At 51.0% G+C, this 16,612-nt stretch carries 12 protein-coding genes and 1 pseudogene; 8 read left to right on the top strand and 5 right to left on the bottom strand.

The window, feature by feature from the left end; all coding sequences use genetic code 11:
* Nucleotides 1–25: 25 nt before the first annotated feature.
* The 4 genes from ABDZ76_RS05080 to ahcY all read right to left on the bottom strand — a co-directional run bounded on the left by ABDZ76_RS05080 (nucleotide 26) and on the right by ahcY (nucleotide 6,626).
* Nucleotides 26–748: a nucleotidyltransferase family protein gene (locus ABDZ76_RS05080; protein WP_343802167.1), complete on the bottom strand. Its 723-nt coding sequence runs from the start codon at nucleotides 746–748 to the stop codon at nucleotides 26–28.
* Nucleotides 745–2,283, bottom strand: coding sequence for a tRNA (adenosine(37)-N6)-threonylcarbamoyltransferase complex ATPase subunit type 1 TsaE (tsaE, locus tag ABDZ76_RS05075; protein WP_343802164.1), 1,539 nt, complete (start codon nucleotides 2,281–2,283; stop codon nucleotides 745–747). The genes ABDZ76_RS05080 and tsaE overlap by 4 nt, the downstream gene beginning before the upstream one ends.
* A 3-nt stretch (nucleotides 2,284–2,286) precedes the next feature.
* On the bottom strand, nucleotides 2,287–4,890 hold the full coding sequence (locus ABDZ76_RS05070; protein WP_343802161.1) for a sensor histidine kinase: 2,604 nt from the start codon (nucleotides 4,888–4,890) through the stop codon (nucleotides 2,287–2,289).
* A gap of 335 nt (nucleotides 4,891–5,225) precedes the next feature.
* Entirely contained in the window at nucleotides 5,226–6,626 is a 1,401-nt protein-coding gene (gene ahcY / locus ABDZ76_RS05065) for an adenosylhomocysteinase (protein WP_343802158.1), read from the bottom strand.
* A 350-nt stretch (nucleotides 6,627–6,976) separates the two neighbouring features.
* Between ahcY and ABDZ76_RS05060 the strand changes: the two genes are divergently transcribed.
* Entirely contained in the window at nucleotides 6,977–8,371 is a 1,395-nt protein-coding gene (locus tag ABDZ76_RS05060; protein WP_343802155.1) for a leucyl aminopeptidase family protein, read from the top strand.
* 118 nt (nucleotides 8,372–8,489) lie between these two features.
* On the top strand, nucleotides 8,490–8,840 hold the full coding sequence (locus ABDZ76_RS05055; RefSeq protein ID WP_343802152.1) for a MarR family winged helix-turn-helix transcriptional regulator: 351 nt from the start codon (nucleotides 8,490–8,492) through the stop codon (nucleotides 8,838–8,840).
* Between the two features lie 9 nt (nucleotides 8,841–8,849).
* On the opposite strand, the gene ABDZ76_RS05050 is transcribed toward ABDZ76_RS05055, so the two are convergent.
* Nucleotides 8,850–9,026, bottom strand: a complete 177-nt coding sequence (locus ABDZ76_RS05050) for a hypothetical protein (RefSeq protein WP_343802149.1) — start codon at nucleotides 9,024–9,026, stop codon at nucleotides 8,850–8,852.
* Nucleotides 9,027–9,219: 193 nt separating this feature from the next.
* Here ABDZ76_RS05050 and mutM point away from each other — a divergent pair, with 193 nt between their 5' ends.
* From mutM to recF, 6 genes and pseudogenes are all read left to right on the top strand, one after another.
* Nucleotides 9,220–10,113 (top strand): bifunctional DNA-formamidopyrimidine glycosylase/DNA-(apurinic or apyrimidinic site) lyase, encoded by an 894-nt coding sequence (mutM, locus tag ABDZ76_RS05045; protein ID WP_343802145.1) that lies wholly within the window; start codon nucleotides 9,220–9,222, stop codon nucleotides 10,111–10,113.
* 41 nt (nucleotides 10,114–10,154) lie between these two features.
* Nucleotides 10,155–10,928, top strand: coding sequence for an enoyl-CoA hydratase (locus ABDZ76_RS05040; protein ID WP_343802141.1), 774 nt, complete (start codon nucleotides 10,155–10,157; stop codon nucleotides 10,926–10,928).
* A 287-nt stretch (nucleotides 10,929–11,215) separates the two neighbouring features.
* The gene (rpsT, locus tag ABDZ76_RS05035) at nucleotides 11,216–11,482 is read left to right on the top strand and encodes a 30S ribosomal protein S20 (protein ID WP_343802138.1); all 267 of its coding nucleotides are present in this window, start codon (nucleotides 11,216–11,218) and stop codon (nucleotides 11,480–11,482) included.
* A gap of 1,162 nt (nucleotides 11,483–12,644) precedes the next feature.
* Nucleotides 12,645–14,108 (top strand): annotated as a pseudogene (dnaA, locus tag ABDZ76_RS05030) (chromosomal replication initiator protein DnaA); the annotation flags it as partial.
* 207 nt (nucleotides 14,109–14,315) lie between these two features.
* Entirely contained in the window at nucleotides 14,316–15,434 is a 1,119-nt protein-coding gene (gene dnaN, locus ABDZ76_RS05025; RefSeq protein ID WP_343802135.1) for a DNA polymerase III subunit beta, read from the top strand.
* A gap of 8 nt (nucleotides 15,435–15,442) precedes the next feature.
* On the top strand, nucleotides 15,443–16,606 hold the full coding sequence (gene recF, locus ABDZ76_RS05020; protein ID WP_343802132.1) for a DNA replication/repair protein RecF: 1,164 nt from the start codon (nucleotides 15,443–15,445) through the stop codon (nucleotides 16,604–16,606).
* Nucleotides 16,607–16,612 lie beyond the last annotated feature (6 nt).

Raw genomic sequence — 16,612 nt, 5'->3', positions numbered from 1 at the left:
CTTCTCCTTCTTTATCAGACCGGCTTTAGTTCAGGGCTGCAAGCGCCTTTTCAGCATCGGCAATTGCATCGGGTGTACCGACCGTTATCCAATGGCCATGCATCGGCATAGCATATAGGCGTTTATTGGCAATGGCATGGTCGAAATAGCGATTGAGCGAGGAAACACCGGCCTCGGCATCTTTGAAAATGCGCGGGTGAATAATGGCGGCACCCGCATAAATAACCGGTTGCGGATCATTGTCCTGACGACGCAAAAGCTGGGCTTCCGGTGTCAGGGTAAAGTCGCCTTTGCCGTCATAGCCGGTTGCCTGATCAAGGCGGGCAACCATCAGCAAAATATCCATGCGGGTTTCATCAAAAGCTGCTGCCATTTTTAGCAAATTGGCAGGCTCGCCTTGCAGATCAACCCAGAATGTATCCGCATTGAGGATGTAAAACGGCTGATCTCCAAGGAGCGGCAAGGCATTGATAATGCCGCCTGCGGAATCAAGCAGTTCAGCGCGTTCATCTGAAATGCTGATTGCTATATCTTGGCGGGTTTCTAGGTGCTTTTCTAAGATGTCAGCCAGATAATGCACATTAACCACGGCTTGCCCGACACCTGCTTCAACAAGTGAATCCAAGCTATAATCAATCAGTTTTTTACCCGAAACCTTGACCATTGGCTTGGGGATCGTGTCGGTGATCGGGCGCATTCTCTTGCCTAAACCCGCAGCCAGAACCATTGCTTTTTTCAGATGGTTCATGGTTTTTTCTCCGTAAGCAAACCATATTTTTCGTACCAGTCCGCCACCGGTTTCAAATCGGGGTGGGTAAGGACACGGCGCAAATAATCCTGAATACGCGGCAGATGTGCCAAATAATGGGGTTTGCCGTCGCGCTCATCCAGACGCACAAAAATGCCAAGAATTTTGGAATTACGCTGCGCACCCATAATCGCATAAGCGCTCATGAAGGCGGCCTCATCAAAGGCTTTCTCCAAGCTCTTGCGGGTTTCGCAATAGGCGGCAATGATCTGTTGCTCAAGCTCTGCTGCAATGGTTACACGCGCATCCAATGCAAGCGAGGCCAGATCATAAGCGGCAGGGCCATTCATAGCATCTTGAAAATCAATCATGCCGATGCGGTCAATGCCGGATTTTTCTTCAAACCAAAAGAGATTTGGCGAATGATAATCGCGCAGCAACAAGCTATTTTCAGCTGTTGCGAGTTTTAGAAAAACCTCGTTCCATGCAGCGTGATAGGATTGTTTTTGTGCTTCATCGGGTTGTTTGCCGGTGATGCGCGGCAAATACCACGAACACAGTAAATCCACTTCAATCATCATCGCATCGCGGTCAAATGGTGCGAATTGATAATCATCGCAACCGGCAACTTTAACGCTCAACGGCCATTCAACCTGATGGAAATGCGCTAAGAAACGAGCGGCTTCTAAGTAACGTGTCACGATGGGCTGACGGTTCTCGTCCAGCACACCATCAATGCCCAAATGCTCCATCAAAATGAAGCCATTGGCTAAATCTTCGGCATAGATTTCTGGTACACGAAAACCTTGAGCCTTGATCAATTTGTCGATGGCGGAAAACGGAATGCAGCTCTCAGCAATATGTGCGGTTTTGCGATAGGTTTTGCCATTCGGCAATAAAGGTTCGTTGTTAAGCTCGGGCGCGTTCATCAGGATTTCGGTGCCAAAATCTGAAGACACTGTTTCATAGGCGCGGGGTGACGCATCGCCGAGCAAATAGCGGCGCTTGGCTGGCTGCGCATTGAACTGGCGCTTATGCTCTTCTAAAAATGCGCGGATAGCACGGGAGCGGGTAAAGCGTTTGGCAGCACTTGTTTGCGCGGTAATAGTAACAAGGCGGCCTTGTTCTCCGTTTGCCGGATGGCGCAATTCAATGGCAAAGTCAGGTGTGCCCAACATGCCGTCAGCCTGTTCCGGCCATTCAACCAACACAGCGCCATCTTGCAAAAATTCGTCAAAGCCCAGTTCATCAAGTTCATCGCCACCAGACAAGCGATAAAGATCAGCATGTGCGATGGGCAGGCGCAATTCATCATAGGCCTGCACGAGAGTAAATGTCGGGCTTGGAACCTCGTAAAATTCATCATTGGCGATGGTGCGAATGAGTGCGCGTGCGAGTGATGATTTTCCGGCACCTAAATCGCCGGATAATGTAACCAAGTCGCCGCGGTTAAGCGCCAGTGCCAGATCTTCGCCCAAAGCGATGGTAGCTGCTTCATCGGGCAGACGGATTTCAAAAACTTCTGATGCGGACATGATTTATTCAGCTGCGGCGCGGAAACTGCGCGCTTCGATTGGAAAACGGCAGGTGACTGTGGTGCCGCTATTGCTGGCGGTTTGAATGTGAACTGCACCGCCATGGAGCTCAACAAAGCTTTTGACAATGGACAGGCCAAGGCCAGCACCGCGTTTGCGGCCTCCATTATTGTGGGACTGGAAGCGTTGGAAAACACTATCAAGCACTTCGCGCGGCATGCCCGGACCTTCATCCTGCACGCTGAAAACAATCTCGTCGTCTTCACGCTCAACCATCAGGCGGATGTCGCTGTCTTCCGGCGCATAATTGGCAGCATTGCTGAGCAGGTTGAAAAGAACCTGACGCAGACGGTTGGCATCAGCGCGGAAACGCTCGGCATCTTCGCCAATATGCACAGCAAGGCCGATATTATGGTCGCGCAGACGCTCAGCCACCCGCTCGGCTGCTTCATTGATAGCAGCACTCACATCTACATCGTCGATTTCCAGTTCCATGATACCGGCATCCACTGTCGCCAGATCCAGAATGTCGTTCACAATGGTGAGAAGCACGGAGGAAGACGAACTGATATGGTCGAGATATTCATGCTGACGCTCGTTGAGCGTGCCGAATGACGGGGTCTGCAATAGTTCGGTAAAGCCGATAATATTGGTAAGCGGCGAACGCAGCTCATAAGAAACATGCTGAACGAAATCGTTCTTAATCTGGTCGGCAAATTCCAGCGCTTCGTTTTTGTCTTTCAAGGCGCGCTCGACGTGAACCGTATCGGTCACATCGATGAAGGTCAGCATGGTCTGGCCTTTAGGCAGCGGCACCAGTGCATAAGACAATACATTGCCGTCTGATAGTTCGATTTGTCCGGCCTGACCATCGCGCACATCGGAGAAGCCGGTGACAGCGGAAATGAAATCCTGCCAGATCGGGCTTCCGGCACGCTTTTCAGTCATGCGGGTGATGTCGGTGATATGCACCCCTTCCACCACCATGCCGGACGGCAATGACCACAAATTGGCAAAGGCCGGATTGGAAAGACGGATGCGGCCATCGGCACCAAACACGGCAACACCTTCGGCCAGATGGTCAAGCGTTTCACCCTGAACACGGATCAGCGTATTATAGCGGCCTTCCAGTTCAAACTTCTCGGTCATATTTTCAAAGAACCAGGTCACGCCGCCTTTAGGATGCGGATTGGCAACAACGCGCATGATGCGGGTGTCGGGCAGGTGCCACATATGCTCTTGCGGCTCAACCGAGCGATAGGCCGAAAGCATGGAATCTTTCCAGCGGCGCCATTCCGGCTGTTCCGGCAATTTGCCGTCACTGCGCAAACGGTCAAACAGCAGTGCATTGCTCGGGCGCGATTCCAAAAAAGCGGTATCAAGCGACCACAGGCTGCTAAATGCCTGATTGAAGAATTGCAGCTTCATTTCCGGATCGAAGATCGCCACTGCTGTGGAAAGCTGATCGAGCGTTTCGGCATGGCTGCGCAGCGTGCGTTGCAGCTCTTCGCGTACTTGTTCAATTTCGCTGATATTGGAAGCAAAACCGGCAGAGCCTGCTTCACCCGGCACTTCGGTTACGTCAAATATATGGCGGTCGCCGGCAATGACGGTCGGCAATTGGCTGCGGAAACCGGATGGCCCCATCCGTTCACGCTCCATGCGCTCGCGGGCTTGGGTGCCAAACAATTCGCGGCCTTCCTGCACAGCCTGAATACCGTCTGCGGCCTCAACCGCTTTGATATAGGCATCATTGACCCATTCAAGACGGCCTTGGTCATCTCTGATCCACACAGCCTGATCGAGCCTGTTCATCAGGCTGCGCAACAGATTGAGTGTTTCATAAAGATGGTGGTTTTCGGTTTTCAAAACCGCACATTCGGCCTGCACACCCTGCAAATGGATGAAACGGGCAATGGCCAGGCCGCCGGAGGTGCGGCCGTTAACATCCAGCAAAGTGCCGTTGACGGTTTCGACCACCATGTCAAAGGTGATCGCCTTTTCGCGTAAATCACGAATGGCATGTTCGAGTGCCATCACGGAATCGGCACGCAGCCAGCGGCCAAAGGCTAAAAATAATGAGCGGTCGAGCGGCGCGCCGGTATCATCTGGCAACAGGCCAACGACTTCGGAATTGGCATTATAGCCGTCCCAGATAATGATGCGCTGGTCTTTGAGATTAAGCAGCGCTTCATTGCGCTGTGCGGTCATGCTGAGTTCTGCGCATTTTGCGCGCAAAGCGGCTGTTTCATTGACCATTTTGCTGCGGTCGCGGATCAGCCAGCCAGCGGTCAGCAGGGCTGCGCCCATTGCACCGGCAAAAGTCGCAAATTGCACTACATCCAAAGCGCTGACAGTGCCGAAGGGAAGCTCGATATGGCCGGAAAACTGGCTGTCTTGAGCGTGGCTCAGGGTGGTGAAGGAAAAAAAAGCGGTGGTGGAGAGTGCCAGAGAAAAGGTTTTATTTTTGAGAGCGCCTAGCCATTGATAGGCGCGTGCGCTGATACCTTTAACGCTTATAGCTTTAGGCCCTGTGTCGATGCAGGATTTGGCCGGTAACTGACCGGAATCGCTTCGTAAGCTCTGAAATGAGCCAAGGCCTTGCATTGTTTCTGTTCTCCGCCGCGAGAAAACAACAAAATTCAGCGTGAGAAGCCGGATTTCATTGTCTGGAATTACATAGAGCGTCATGTGTCTTTGGGACAAGCACGATGCGTAGTCTAACATTCAACACACAGCTTATAAACTGGTACAAAAGGTTAAATTCAAATGGCTCGGTATTCCTGCCGGAATCCGGGGGCATTTGAAAATAAAGCTACAGTCGAATCAGTCCACAATACCCTTATGTGGAATCCCCGTGAAGCGTCTCAATGACAAAAAGAAAGGTCGGGCAAAAGATAAATTGCCCGACCTCAATATGTAGCGTTATGGTTAACAGATTATTAATATCTGTAGTGTTCTGACTTGTAAGGGCCTTGTGGAGTGACGCCGATATATTCAGCCTGTTCCTCAGAAAGCACAGTCAGTTTCGCGCCAAGCTTGTCGAGGTGCAAGCGTGCAACCTTTTCATCAAGGTGTTTCGGCAGCACATAGACCTGATTTTCGTAAAGCTCAGGACGGGTATAAAGTTCGATCTGACCCAGCACTTGATTGGTGAAAGAAGCAGACATCACAAAGCTTGGGTGACCGGTGGCGTTACCAAGATTGAGCAGACGGCCTTCCGAGAGAAGGATGATGCGCTTGCCATCCGGGAATTCAACCAGATCAACCTGTGGCTTCACATTGGTCCATTTCAGGTTTTTGAGTGCAGCAACCTGAATTTCATTGTCGAAATGGCCGATATTGCCGACAATGCACATGTCTTTCATCTGGCGCATGTGATCAAGGGTGATCACATCTTTGTTGCCGGTGGTGGTGATGACGATATCAGCAGTTGAAGCTGCATCATCAAGGGTTACCACTTCAAAGCCGTCCATCGCCGCCTGCAAGGCGCAGATCGGGTCAACTTCGGTGACTTTCACGCGTGCGCCAGCGCCAAGAAGTGACTGTGCGGAACCTTTACCCACATCGCCGTAGCCGCAAACAACAGCCACTTTACCGGCCATCATCACGTCGGTGCCGCGGCGGATACCGTCAACGAGCGATTCTTTACAGCCGTATTTGTTGTCGAATTTCGACTTGGTGACGCTGTCATTGACGTTGATGGCAGGGAAAGGCAGCAAGCCTTTTTTGTGCAGCTGGTAAAGACGGTTGACACCGGTGGTGGTTTCTTCCGTCACGCCTTTGATGGCAGCGCGCTGTTTGGTGAAGAAACCTGGGGTTTCTGCCATGCGCTTTTTGATCTGGGCAAAGAAGTAGATTTCTTCTTCGCTCTGTGGGTTGCTCAGCACATCTTCGCCCGCTTCAGCGCGTGCGCCAAGCAGAATATACATGGTAGCGTCGCCGCCATCATCCAAAATCATGTTGGATGGTTCACCGTCAGCCCATTGGAAAATCTGGTCGGTATAGGTCCAGTATTCTTCCAGTGTTTCGCCTTTGATGGCAAAAACAGGCACACCGGTTGCAGCGATGGCAGCGGCAGCGTGATCCTGTGTCGAGAAAATATTGCATGATGCCCAGCGCACTTCAGCCCCAAGAGCTGTCAATGTTTCAATCAGAACAGCTGTCTGAATGGTCATGTGCAGCGAACCGGAGATGCGCGCACCTTTAAGAGGCTGGGTCGGGCCGAATTCTTCGCGCGCGGCCATCAGGCCCGGCATTTCAGTTTCTGCAATATCCAGTTCCTTGCGGCCCCAATCGGCAAGGCTGAGATCCTTGACGACATAATCTTGTTTGGCGGTCATCTGATAGCTCCGATGGCTGTTGATGTGTTTGATCTATTGCCTGCCGCTCTTAAGATTTCTCATCGGGATTGATGAAAGAGTGGCTAAGGCAAAATATTTTTCATGTCCTTTCACTAACAGATCATGACAAAATCCACAATGGGATATAAAGAAATCTTTATGCGTATATGTTGGTGTTTTTATCCTTATTGGTAAGTTTGTCCTAAAAAATATCTCTCATTTGGCTGTCACTTTTGATTGATCATTCCCATTGCCCTTAAACTTGGCTAATTGTCGCTTTATCCATGTTGCATATTGTTGCTGGTCATGAGTCCGGCAACAAATGCAGGTCATTGAAAAGGAATATGATAATGTCGGCTACGCGCCTCGAACTTCTGGCTAAAAAATCAGATACCAGCCTGCCGGTTTGGTTTGTTGCAAAAAACAAAGTGGAAGAGGCGGGCTTAAGCGCGAGTGCTGCGGCTTGGGCAAAGGCGCATGATTTTGATGGCGCGGCTGGCGCATTTCTGGTGGTTCCAAACGAAAAAGGTGCCATTGCAGGCGCTTTGTTTGGCATTGGCCAGCCTGATCGTGAAGGCCAAAACCGCATGCTTGCCGGTAAATTGTCATCGCTTTTGCCGGCAGGTGACTGGCACATTGAAAATCTTGAAAGCGATGCCACGCTGGCAGCGCTCAGCTTCTTGATCGGCGGCTATCAGTTTAACCGTTACCGCAAAGGTTCCACCAAGGGGCTCGTGCGTCTGGCTTTGCCGGAAGGTGCTGATCTGGCCGAGATCAACCACATTGCATCCGCAGTGACTTTAACCCGTGATCTGATCAATACGCCGACCAATGATATGGGGCCGGAAGCATTGGAACAGGCTTTGCGCGATTTAGGCGAAGCCCACGGCGCCAAGGTCAATGCGACTGTCGGCGATGCATTGCTGAAAAATAACTTCCCGATGATCCATGCGGTCGGGCGCGCTGGTGCGCAGGCGCCACGCCTTCTTGATCTGACATGGGGCAAGGAAACAGATCCGAAGGTTACTTTGGTTGGTAAGGGCGTTTGTTTTGATACCGGTGGTCTGGATATCAAAACCCCTGCCGGTATGCTGTTGATGAAAAAAGACATGGGCGGTGCGGCCAATGTGATTGGTCTGGCAGCGATGATTATGGCGGCAAAGCTGCCTGTTCGTTTGCGCGTGCTTATTCCGGCGGTAGAAAATGCCATTGCCGGTGATGCTTTCCGTCCGGGTGATGTGCTGACCAGCCGCAAAGGTCTGACTGTTGAAATCGGCAATACCGATGCCGAAGGCCGTCTGGTTCTGGCTGATGCTTTGGCGCTGGCTGATGAAGAAAAGCCGGAATTGCTGATTGATATGGCAACTTTGACCGGTGCAGCGCGTGTGGCGCTCGGGCCTGATCTGCCGCCTTTCTATACGCATAATGAAGAGCTTGCGGCTTCGGTAGCAAAATCGGCTTATCAGGTGGCTGATCCTGTCTGGCGTATGCCGCTTTGGGAGCCATATGAGAAGAAGCTTTCATCACGCATTGCCGATATGAACAATGTCACCACTGATGGCTTTGCCGGTTCTGTGACCGCTGCTTTGTTCCTGTCGCGTTTTGTTGAAAACAGTGCTCAGTGGGCGCATTTCGACATTTACGGCTGGACGCCGGTTGAAAAGCCGGAAGCACCCTTTGGTGGTGCAGCGCAAGTCATCCGCACCATCTATCAGGTGTTGTCGGATCGTTTCGGCAAAGCTTGAATCTAATCTATATTTGAAACTAGCCCGGCGGGCTCATTAACTTTAGCCCGCCGATTTGCTTGCGCAACCGGTAAAGACACGCTTTTATAGGGGCTATTCGTAACAAAGAGCTATCTTGATGCCGGTTGAGCTAAAACCACTGCAATCGCTGACCTTGCTGAAAAACCTTGCACTGACGCAGGTTCGTGATGACATGCATGATCTGACCACACGGCAGATGGCGATTTTACTGACAATTTATCTCGACCCGCCACCGCATACGGTGCGTGCTCTCGCGCAGCATTTGGGGGTTACTAAGCCGGTGATAACACGGGCTTTGGATAGTATGGGGGCTTTGGAGCTGGTTTCGCGTCATCGCGATGAAAAAGACCGTCGTAATGTGCTGATTAAGCGGACGGTGACAGGCGCACTTTATGTAGAAAGCTTAGGCGATCTGGTCATTAAGACGGCAAAAGAGTTGCCTTTATAAATTGCACTTTTAAAAGTTGAACAGGGTTGCGATTGCCTGAGGAATGAAGGCAAAGGATTCACTGCTGGCCGAAACCACCAGAACCGCGCTGATAATAGCAACAAATGTAAGCACGCCAATCAAGCAGAACTCCAGAACCGAAGCGCTTGAGCGGTTTTTTGCAAATCTGTTTAATAATCCAGGCATTTTCTTAAATCCCGCCTTTATGCGAACCTGGTATCCAATCTACTGCCTCAAAATTTTAATGATCTTAAAAAACAAGGTTAACAAATTGACTTGCGCGTTTTTTGTTGAGCCTTGGCTGTTGAGATAGAGGGTGACCATACGCATCTTCTGCGTTATGGCTTAAAATAAAGCTTTTTAATGATGAAGGTGATAAATGCCTGAATTACCTGAGGTGGAAACGGTTCGCCGTGGTTTGCAACCCTTCATGGAAGGGGCAAAAATTGAAAAAGTGCAGCAGAACCGCGCCGATTTGCGTTTTCCTTTTCCTGAAAAACTGGCCGACAAAATCACCGGACGGCGCATTGAAGCGCTGGGACGACGGGCAAAATATCTGACTATTCATCTGGAAGATGATCAGACGCTGATTTCGCATCTGGGGATGTCCGGTTCATATCGTATTGAAAGCGAAAGTGCTGAAAATCTGCCCGGACAGTTTACCCATGAGCGCTCCAAGAAAAGCGCGCATGACCATTTGATCTTCTCATTAATGAATGATGAGGGGCATAAGACCAATATTATTTATAATGATCCGCGCCGTTTCGGTTTTTTGGTGCTGGCGCAAACCAGCCGTCTGGATGAGCATCCTTTTCTGGAAAAGCTCGGGCTGGAGCCGACCGGCAATTTATTGTCGGGCGAATGGATGGATCAGGCTTTTACGGGCAAAAAAGCACCGCTGAAAGCTACACTTCTTGATCAGAGCCTGATTGCGGGGCTTGGCAATATATATGTTTGCGAGGCTTTGTGGCGCGCAGGGCTTTCACCACTGCGCAGTGCCGGTTCAATCACCACCAAAGGCGGTGCAGAGGCACGCCTTACCAATCAACTGGCAACCGATATTCGTGAAGTGATTGCCGATGCGATTGCCGCTGGTGGTTCAAGCCTGCGCGATTACCGGCAGGCCGATGGCGAGCTTGGCTATTTCCAGCATTCTTTCTCGGTCTATGGTCGTGAAGGTGAGCCTTGCCGCCGTGAAGGCTGTCATGGCACGATCGCCCGTGTCGTCCAAAGCGGGCGCTCGACCTTTTGGTGCGAAAGCTGCCAGCATTGAATGCAAATAAGATTAAGGTTCAAGAGGAGGAGATTGACCCGATGACATATCAGACCATCATCGTCGAAGCGCATGACAAGGTCGGGCTGGTAAAGCTGAACCGCCCTGAAGCGCTCAATGCTCTCAACAAACAATTGCTGGAAGAGCTGCGCGATGCGCTGGCGGCCTTGGAAGCAGATGATGCGATTGGTGTTATTGTGCTGACCGGTTCTGACAAAGCTTTTGCCGCTGGTGCTGATATTAAAGAGATGCAGCCGGTCAGTTTTGTTGATGCTTATATAAATGACATGTTTGCCGGCAATCAGCATCTGGATTATGTGCGCAAACCAGTGATTGCAGCCGTGGCCGGCTATGCGCTGGGTGGTGGTTGCGAATTGGCAATGATGTGCGATTTTATCATTGCCGCCGATAATGCCAAATTCGGCCAGCCGGAAATCACTCTTGGTATTATGCCTGGCATGGGAGGCTCGCAGCGCCTGACCCATTATGTCGGCAAGTCCAAGGCAATGGAAATGTGTCTGACTGGCCGTTTGATGGATGCTGAGGAGGCGGAGCGCTCCGGTCTGGTCTCTCGTATCGTACCTGTGGCATCTTTGCTTGATGATGCGATGAAGACCGCTCAGAAGATTGCCGGTTTTTCGCGCCCTTCCGTTTTGATGAATAAAGAGGCGGTCAATCGTGCTTATGAGGTCTCTCTTCATGAGGGCTTGCGGTTTGAACGCCGTCTTTTCCATTCGCTCTTTGCCTTGGAAGATCAGAAAGAAGGCATGAGTGCCTTCATTGAAAAGCGTAAACCGGACTTCAAGAATCGCTAAACAGGATGGAATCAGACAGGCAGAGCTTTATACGGGACAAGTTCTGCTCCTTTTATCAGGCGCTGAAATTCAAATATTTTGAATGAAAACAAGGGGCTGAAAGGCTTGAAACGCTATAAAACGGGTGTTTCTGTGCGCATATGGTCAGAATCTGCGTTGACGTTGATGGAAAGCTGATCTATAAGCGCCCCACGGTTCGGTGGCACATGTGCCGCCCTTATAGTTTTGTGCACGGCGGTTAATATTATAGACCCGCTGGATAGCTGACAGTAAAAAGAGAGGCATTTATGGCCAACACTCCTTCGGCCAAGAAAGCGGTGCGCAAGATTGCTGCCCGCACTGAAGTTAACAAGTCACGTCGTTCACGCGTGCGCACTTTCATCCGTAAGGTTGAAGATGCGATCCTCGCTGGTGACCAGACTGCAGCACAGGCTGCTCTGCTGGCCGCTCAGCCAGAGCTGATGCGCGCTGCAACCAAAGGCGTTCTGCATAAGAACACCGCATCGCGTAAAGTGTCACGTTTGACCAAGCGCGTTCAGGGTCTCTCAGCTTAATCGCTGCCAGATTTTGATACCAGTTTTGAAAAACCCGGCTGAAACAGCCGGGTTTTTTGTTATCTGCCTATGGGGGCGCTTTAAAGTGCTGACAGCTCGCGCCATTCGCGTCTCAGACACTGCGGGGTGGTGAAAATGATGCGATGCTGGTGCTAAGAAGCTGGGCTCTTGTTGCCCGCATTTGTGCTGGGCTGGCCAGCGTGAAATAGGACCCTCTCATCACCCTATTTTTTGCCCGCATCTATGAGTTTGGCTGCTTGTTGCCTGTGCTTGGATGCCTCCGACGATTCTTCATAAAATCAGAGGTGGCTGAAACTGTGCATCCTATCCTGCTGATATAGCTTTAATTTCCCTTGGAATCGGTCTTGAGAGCTAAAAATTCTGCGTAAGATTATTGCGTTTAAAGCACAAATATTCGTCAATAGTATCATATAGTTACAAGTTTAATCCACGCTTATCCACAGGCTTCGGACGGACTCGGAAGGGCTTTAGAGTCAAGCGAATAATTAATATTTTTTTTGCAGCAATTTTGGGGTGCAGAGTCGCAAATTTCGAAAAAATAAAATGCTATGAATCCAATGGTCTTACGCGGTTTTTACCCGATTCTCCCTGTCAAGATGCTCTTTTTGGTCATCCTCAGCTCTCTTAAAAATGCAAAATCTGGGCTTGCCCTTTTAGCAAAACCTTAGCTAATGTTTAGGCATCAACGGGGCGGGCTTCTGACCCAAGTTTAAGCAAATAAATATGAAATGAATGCTTCAGGTTCACAATCTGTCGGTGGCTTTTTGTGACCTTCATTTGAGTTGGGATTATACGGTTTACCGTTCATTAACCTTGAATAATCTTCGCTGGTCTCCACCGGCAAAGAGCGGTTGTTGAAAATCTTAATTCGGGCAATCAGCATGGTTGAAGAAGGAAATGTGAGTCGGTGATGTAACAGTTGCGGATTTCAGCTCTGACCTGGCAACAGGTTGTTTCTTTTAAAAAATAATGACAAGCGCCGGAAACGGCGCGCCGTAATGTGAAGGTAGATGAAGTGATGATGGTGACAGGCGACAAAGTGACGGCAGCGACGAATAATAATAACACGCATGCGGATTGTGGCACTGAAATCTCAGCTTCTCAGAATAATAATCAACAGATGATTGCAACAATTCATGATAGCGAAGCCGCGTTTGAGCGTCTGACCTCCAAGCTCAAAGCCCGCGTCGGTAGCGAAATTTATTCCAGCTGGTTTGGCCGCCTGCAATTGGACGATCTGTCCAAGAGCATTGTGCGTTTGTCTGTACCTACCGCTTTTTTGCGTTCTTGGATCAATAACCATTACACCGAGCTTCTGACCCAGCTTTGGCAGGAAGAAAACCCGCAGATCCTCAAAGTTGAGATCGTTGTGCGTGGTATGAGCCGTGTTGCCCGTCCGGCACCGGTGGTTGAAGTGGCTGTTGAGCCTCAGCCGGTTGAAACCCGCGCCCCAATGCGTGAAAAGATCGCTTTTCCTGTTGGTCAGCCAACCAATGAAAAGCGCGGTGCAGCACTTGCGATGGAAACCCCGTCATCCGGTTCGCAGGGTGCGGTTCTCGGTTCTCCGCTTGATCCGCGCTATACATTCGACAGCTTTGTTGATGGCGCTTCCAACCGCGTTGCTCTGGCTGCTGCCCGCACCATCGCTGAAGCCGGTTCCAGCGCTGTTCGTTTCAATCCTTTGTTTATCCATGCTTCCGTTGGTCTTGGTAAAACGCATCTTTTGCAGGCAATTGCCGCGGCTGCTATCCAGCGCCCTGAAAAGCCACGCGTCGTTTACCTGACGGCTGAATATTTCATGTGGCGTTTTGCAACCGCAATCCGTGACAACAACGCGCTTTCTTTCAAAGAACAGCTGCGTGATATTGATCTTCTTGTTATCGACGACATGCAGTTCTTGCAGGGTAAGTCGATCCAGCACGAGTTCTGCCATCTGCTCAACACTTTGCTTGATAGCGCTAAACAGGTGGTTGTTGCTGCTGACCGTCCGCCTTCAGAGCTGGAATCGCTTGATGTTCGCGTTCGCTCCCGCTTGCAGGGCGGTGTAGCGCTGGAAGTAGCAGCGCCTGATTATGAAATGCGCCTTGAAATGCTCAAGCGCCGTCTGGTTGCAGCGCAGGTTGAAGATTACACCCTCAATATTTCGGAAGAAATTCTGAGCCATGTTGCCCGTACCGTAACCGGCTCTGGTCGTGAACTTGAAGGTGCTTTCAACCAGCTCTTGTTCCGTCAGTCTTTCGAACCTGATCTTTCCATCGACCGCGTTGACGAATTGCTGGGTCATTTGACCCGCGCCGGTGAGCCAAAACGCATCCGCATTGAAGAAATTCAGCGCATCGTTGCCCGCCACTATAATGTGTCGAAGCAGGATTTGCTCTCGAGCCGCCGTACCCGCATCATCGTAAAGCCGCGTCAGGTGGCGATGTATCTGGCGAAAATGCTCACCCCGCGTTCCCTGCCGGAAATCGGCCGTCGCTTTGGCGGACGTGATCATACAACGGTTTTGCATGCTGTGCGTAAGATCGAAGATCTGGCCGGTGCCGACACCAAATTGGCGCAGGAATTGGAGCTGTTGAAGCGTCTGATCAACGATCAGGCAGCATAAAGCGGCTTTAAAAGCACAAGTTATCAACATAAAGCCCGCATATCCACGGTTGATGTGGTTGTGCGGGCTTGCTTTCTTGGCTAGTTTTCTGCCACTTTACTATCCCTTGGGGCGGTCATTCGCCCAGCCAGTCGCGCAAGGCTTGCGCTTCGTATGAAACGATGGTGCGGCGTCTTGTGTGACCAGAAGTCAGCGAGTTCGTTTATCATGCGTGTTACTCTGGAACGTTCCAATCTTCTGAAATCTCTCAACCATGTTCATCGTGTTGTGGAGCGCCGTAACACGATTCCTATTTTGTCCAACGTGTTGCTGCATGCCGAAGGCGGAAGCCTTGCGATGAAGGCAACCGATCTGGATTTGGAGATTAATGAAGCAACCGCAGCAATGGCTGAAGAAGCCGGCGCTACCACTGTCCCTGCCCATCTGCTTTATGACATTGTGCGTAAATTGCCTGATGGTGCCGAGGTGCAGCTTGCAACCAATCCTGACGGTAATTCGGTTTCGGTCATTTCCGGCCGTTCGTCTTTCCGTTTGCAGTGCCTGCCGCAGTCCGATTTTCCGGAACTGACAGCGGGAAGCTTCACCCATAGCTTTGTCATGAAGGCGCTGGATTTCAAACGTCTGATTGATCGCACCCAGTTTGCGATTTCAACGGAAGAAACGCGCTATTACCTCAATGGTATTTATCTGCATGCAATTGAAAGCGATGGTCAGCTGAAATTGCGCGCTGTTGCCACCGACGGTCACCGTCTGGCACGCGCCGAACTGGAAGCGCCAAGCGGTGCGGAAGGTATGCCGGGCATTATCATCCCGCGTAAAACCGTTGCTGAATTGCAGAAACTGGTGGATGCGCCCGATACAGATGTCACCATTGAATTGTCGGATGCAAAAATCCGCTTCACCATTGGTTCGATTGTTCTCACCTCAAAACTGATTGACGGTACTTTCCCTGATTATCAGCGGGTGATTCCATCCGGCAATGACAAGAAACTGGTGATTGACCGCCAGAATTTTGCTTCATCGGTGGATCGTGTTTCGACGATTTCGAGCGAGCGTGGCCGTGCGGTTAAACTGTCGATCAGCGATGGTCAGCTGACCCTGACAGTGAACAATCCGGATTCGGGTTCTGCGACCGATGAGCTGGCCGCTGATTATGATGCCGATCCGATTGAAATCGGTTTCAACTCGAAATATCTGCTCGACATTACCAGCCAGCTTTCCGGCACGGATGCCGTGTTCATGCTGGCCGATGCAGGCTCTCCGACAGTGGTGCGCGACACCGGTGACGAAGATGTTCTGTATGTCTTGATGCCGATGCGCGTATAGTTGATGATTTGAGCACGTCGGGTGATCATAAAGGCCGTCTGGACCGGGTTTCGGTCCGGCGGCTTAAGCTTAATAATTTTCGCAATTATGATGTGCTGAACCTGTCTTTAGGGGCAGGTCATGTGGTGCTGACGGGCGATAATGGCTCGGGCAAAACCAATCTTTTAGAAGCTGTTTCTTTTCTGTCGCCTGGTCGCGGTTTGCGCCGTGCGGCCTATGGTGATGTGTCGCGTCATGATGCGGCCGATGGCTTTGCCATTCATGCGACCTTGGAAAATGATCTTTATGGCGAGGCCGAAATCGGCACCGGCACGGCTGGCAACAATGCCGGTGAAGCAGGGCGGCGGGTGCGTATCAACGGTTCCACCACTGCTGCCGATGAATTGTTAAATTATGCCCGTATCTTATGGTTGACGCCGTCACAAGACGGGCTTTTTACCGGTGGCTCCGGTGATCGCCGCCGTTTTCTTGATCGGATGGTGCTGGCCATTGATACCGGTCACGGCAAACGGGTGGTGGATTATGAAAAATCCATGCGCAGTCGCAACCGTTTGCTGAGCGATGGTGTGAGTGATCCGCAATGGCTTGATGCGATTGAGAATCAGATGGCAGAACTTGCCATTGCTATTGCGGCAGCACGTGCCGAAATGATGCGTCTTATCAAAACCATGATTGAGCATATGCCGGACGATAGCCCGTTTCCGAAAGCGGATTGTTTTCTGGAAGGCACGCTGGAGCAGCGAATCGGGCTTGAGGCAGCCCTTGATCTGGAAGAAGATTTCCGTCGCAGTTTGCGCGACGGGCGGATGCGCGACAGAGCCAGCGGCCGCACACTTGATGGCCCGCACCGCACCGAGATGATTGTGCATCACCGACCAAAGCAAATGCCTGCGGCTTTGTGTTCGACAGGCGAGCAAAAAGCCTTGCTGATCGGCTTGGTGCTGGCTCATGCACGTTTGACAGGTGAGCTGTCACGCATGGCGCCGATCCTGCTCTTGGATGAAATAGCTGCTCATCTTGATACAGGGCGCCGTGCAGCGCTGTTTGGTATTCTGGATGATCTTGGCTGTCAGGCATTTATGACTGGCACTGACAGGGCTTTATTTGAAACTCTGCATGGCGACGCACAGTTCTTTCAGGTATCCTGCGGAGCATTGACCCCCTATAGCTGAGGCAAA

It is taken from the genome of Paenochrobactrum glaciei (genome assembly GCF_039522165.1).
GTDB lineage: Bacteria > Pseudomonadota > Alphaproteobacteria > Rhizobiales > Rhizobiaceae > Paenochrobactrum > Paenochrobactrum glaciei.
Note: the sequence above shows the minus strand (reverse complement) of the source record. Positions and strands in the feature narration are given on the sequence as shown.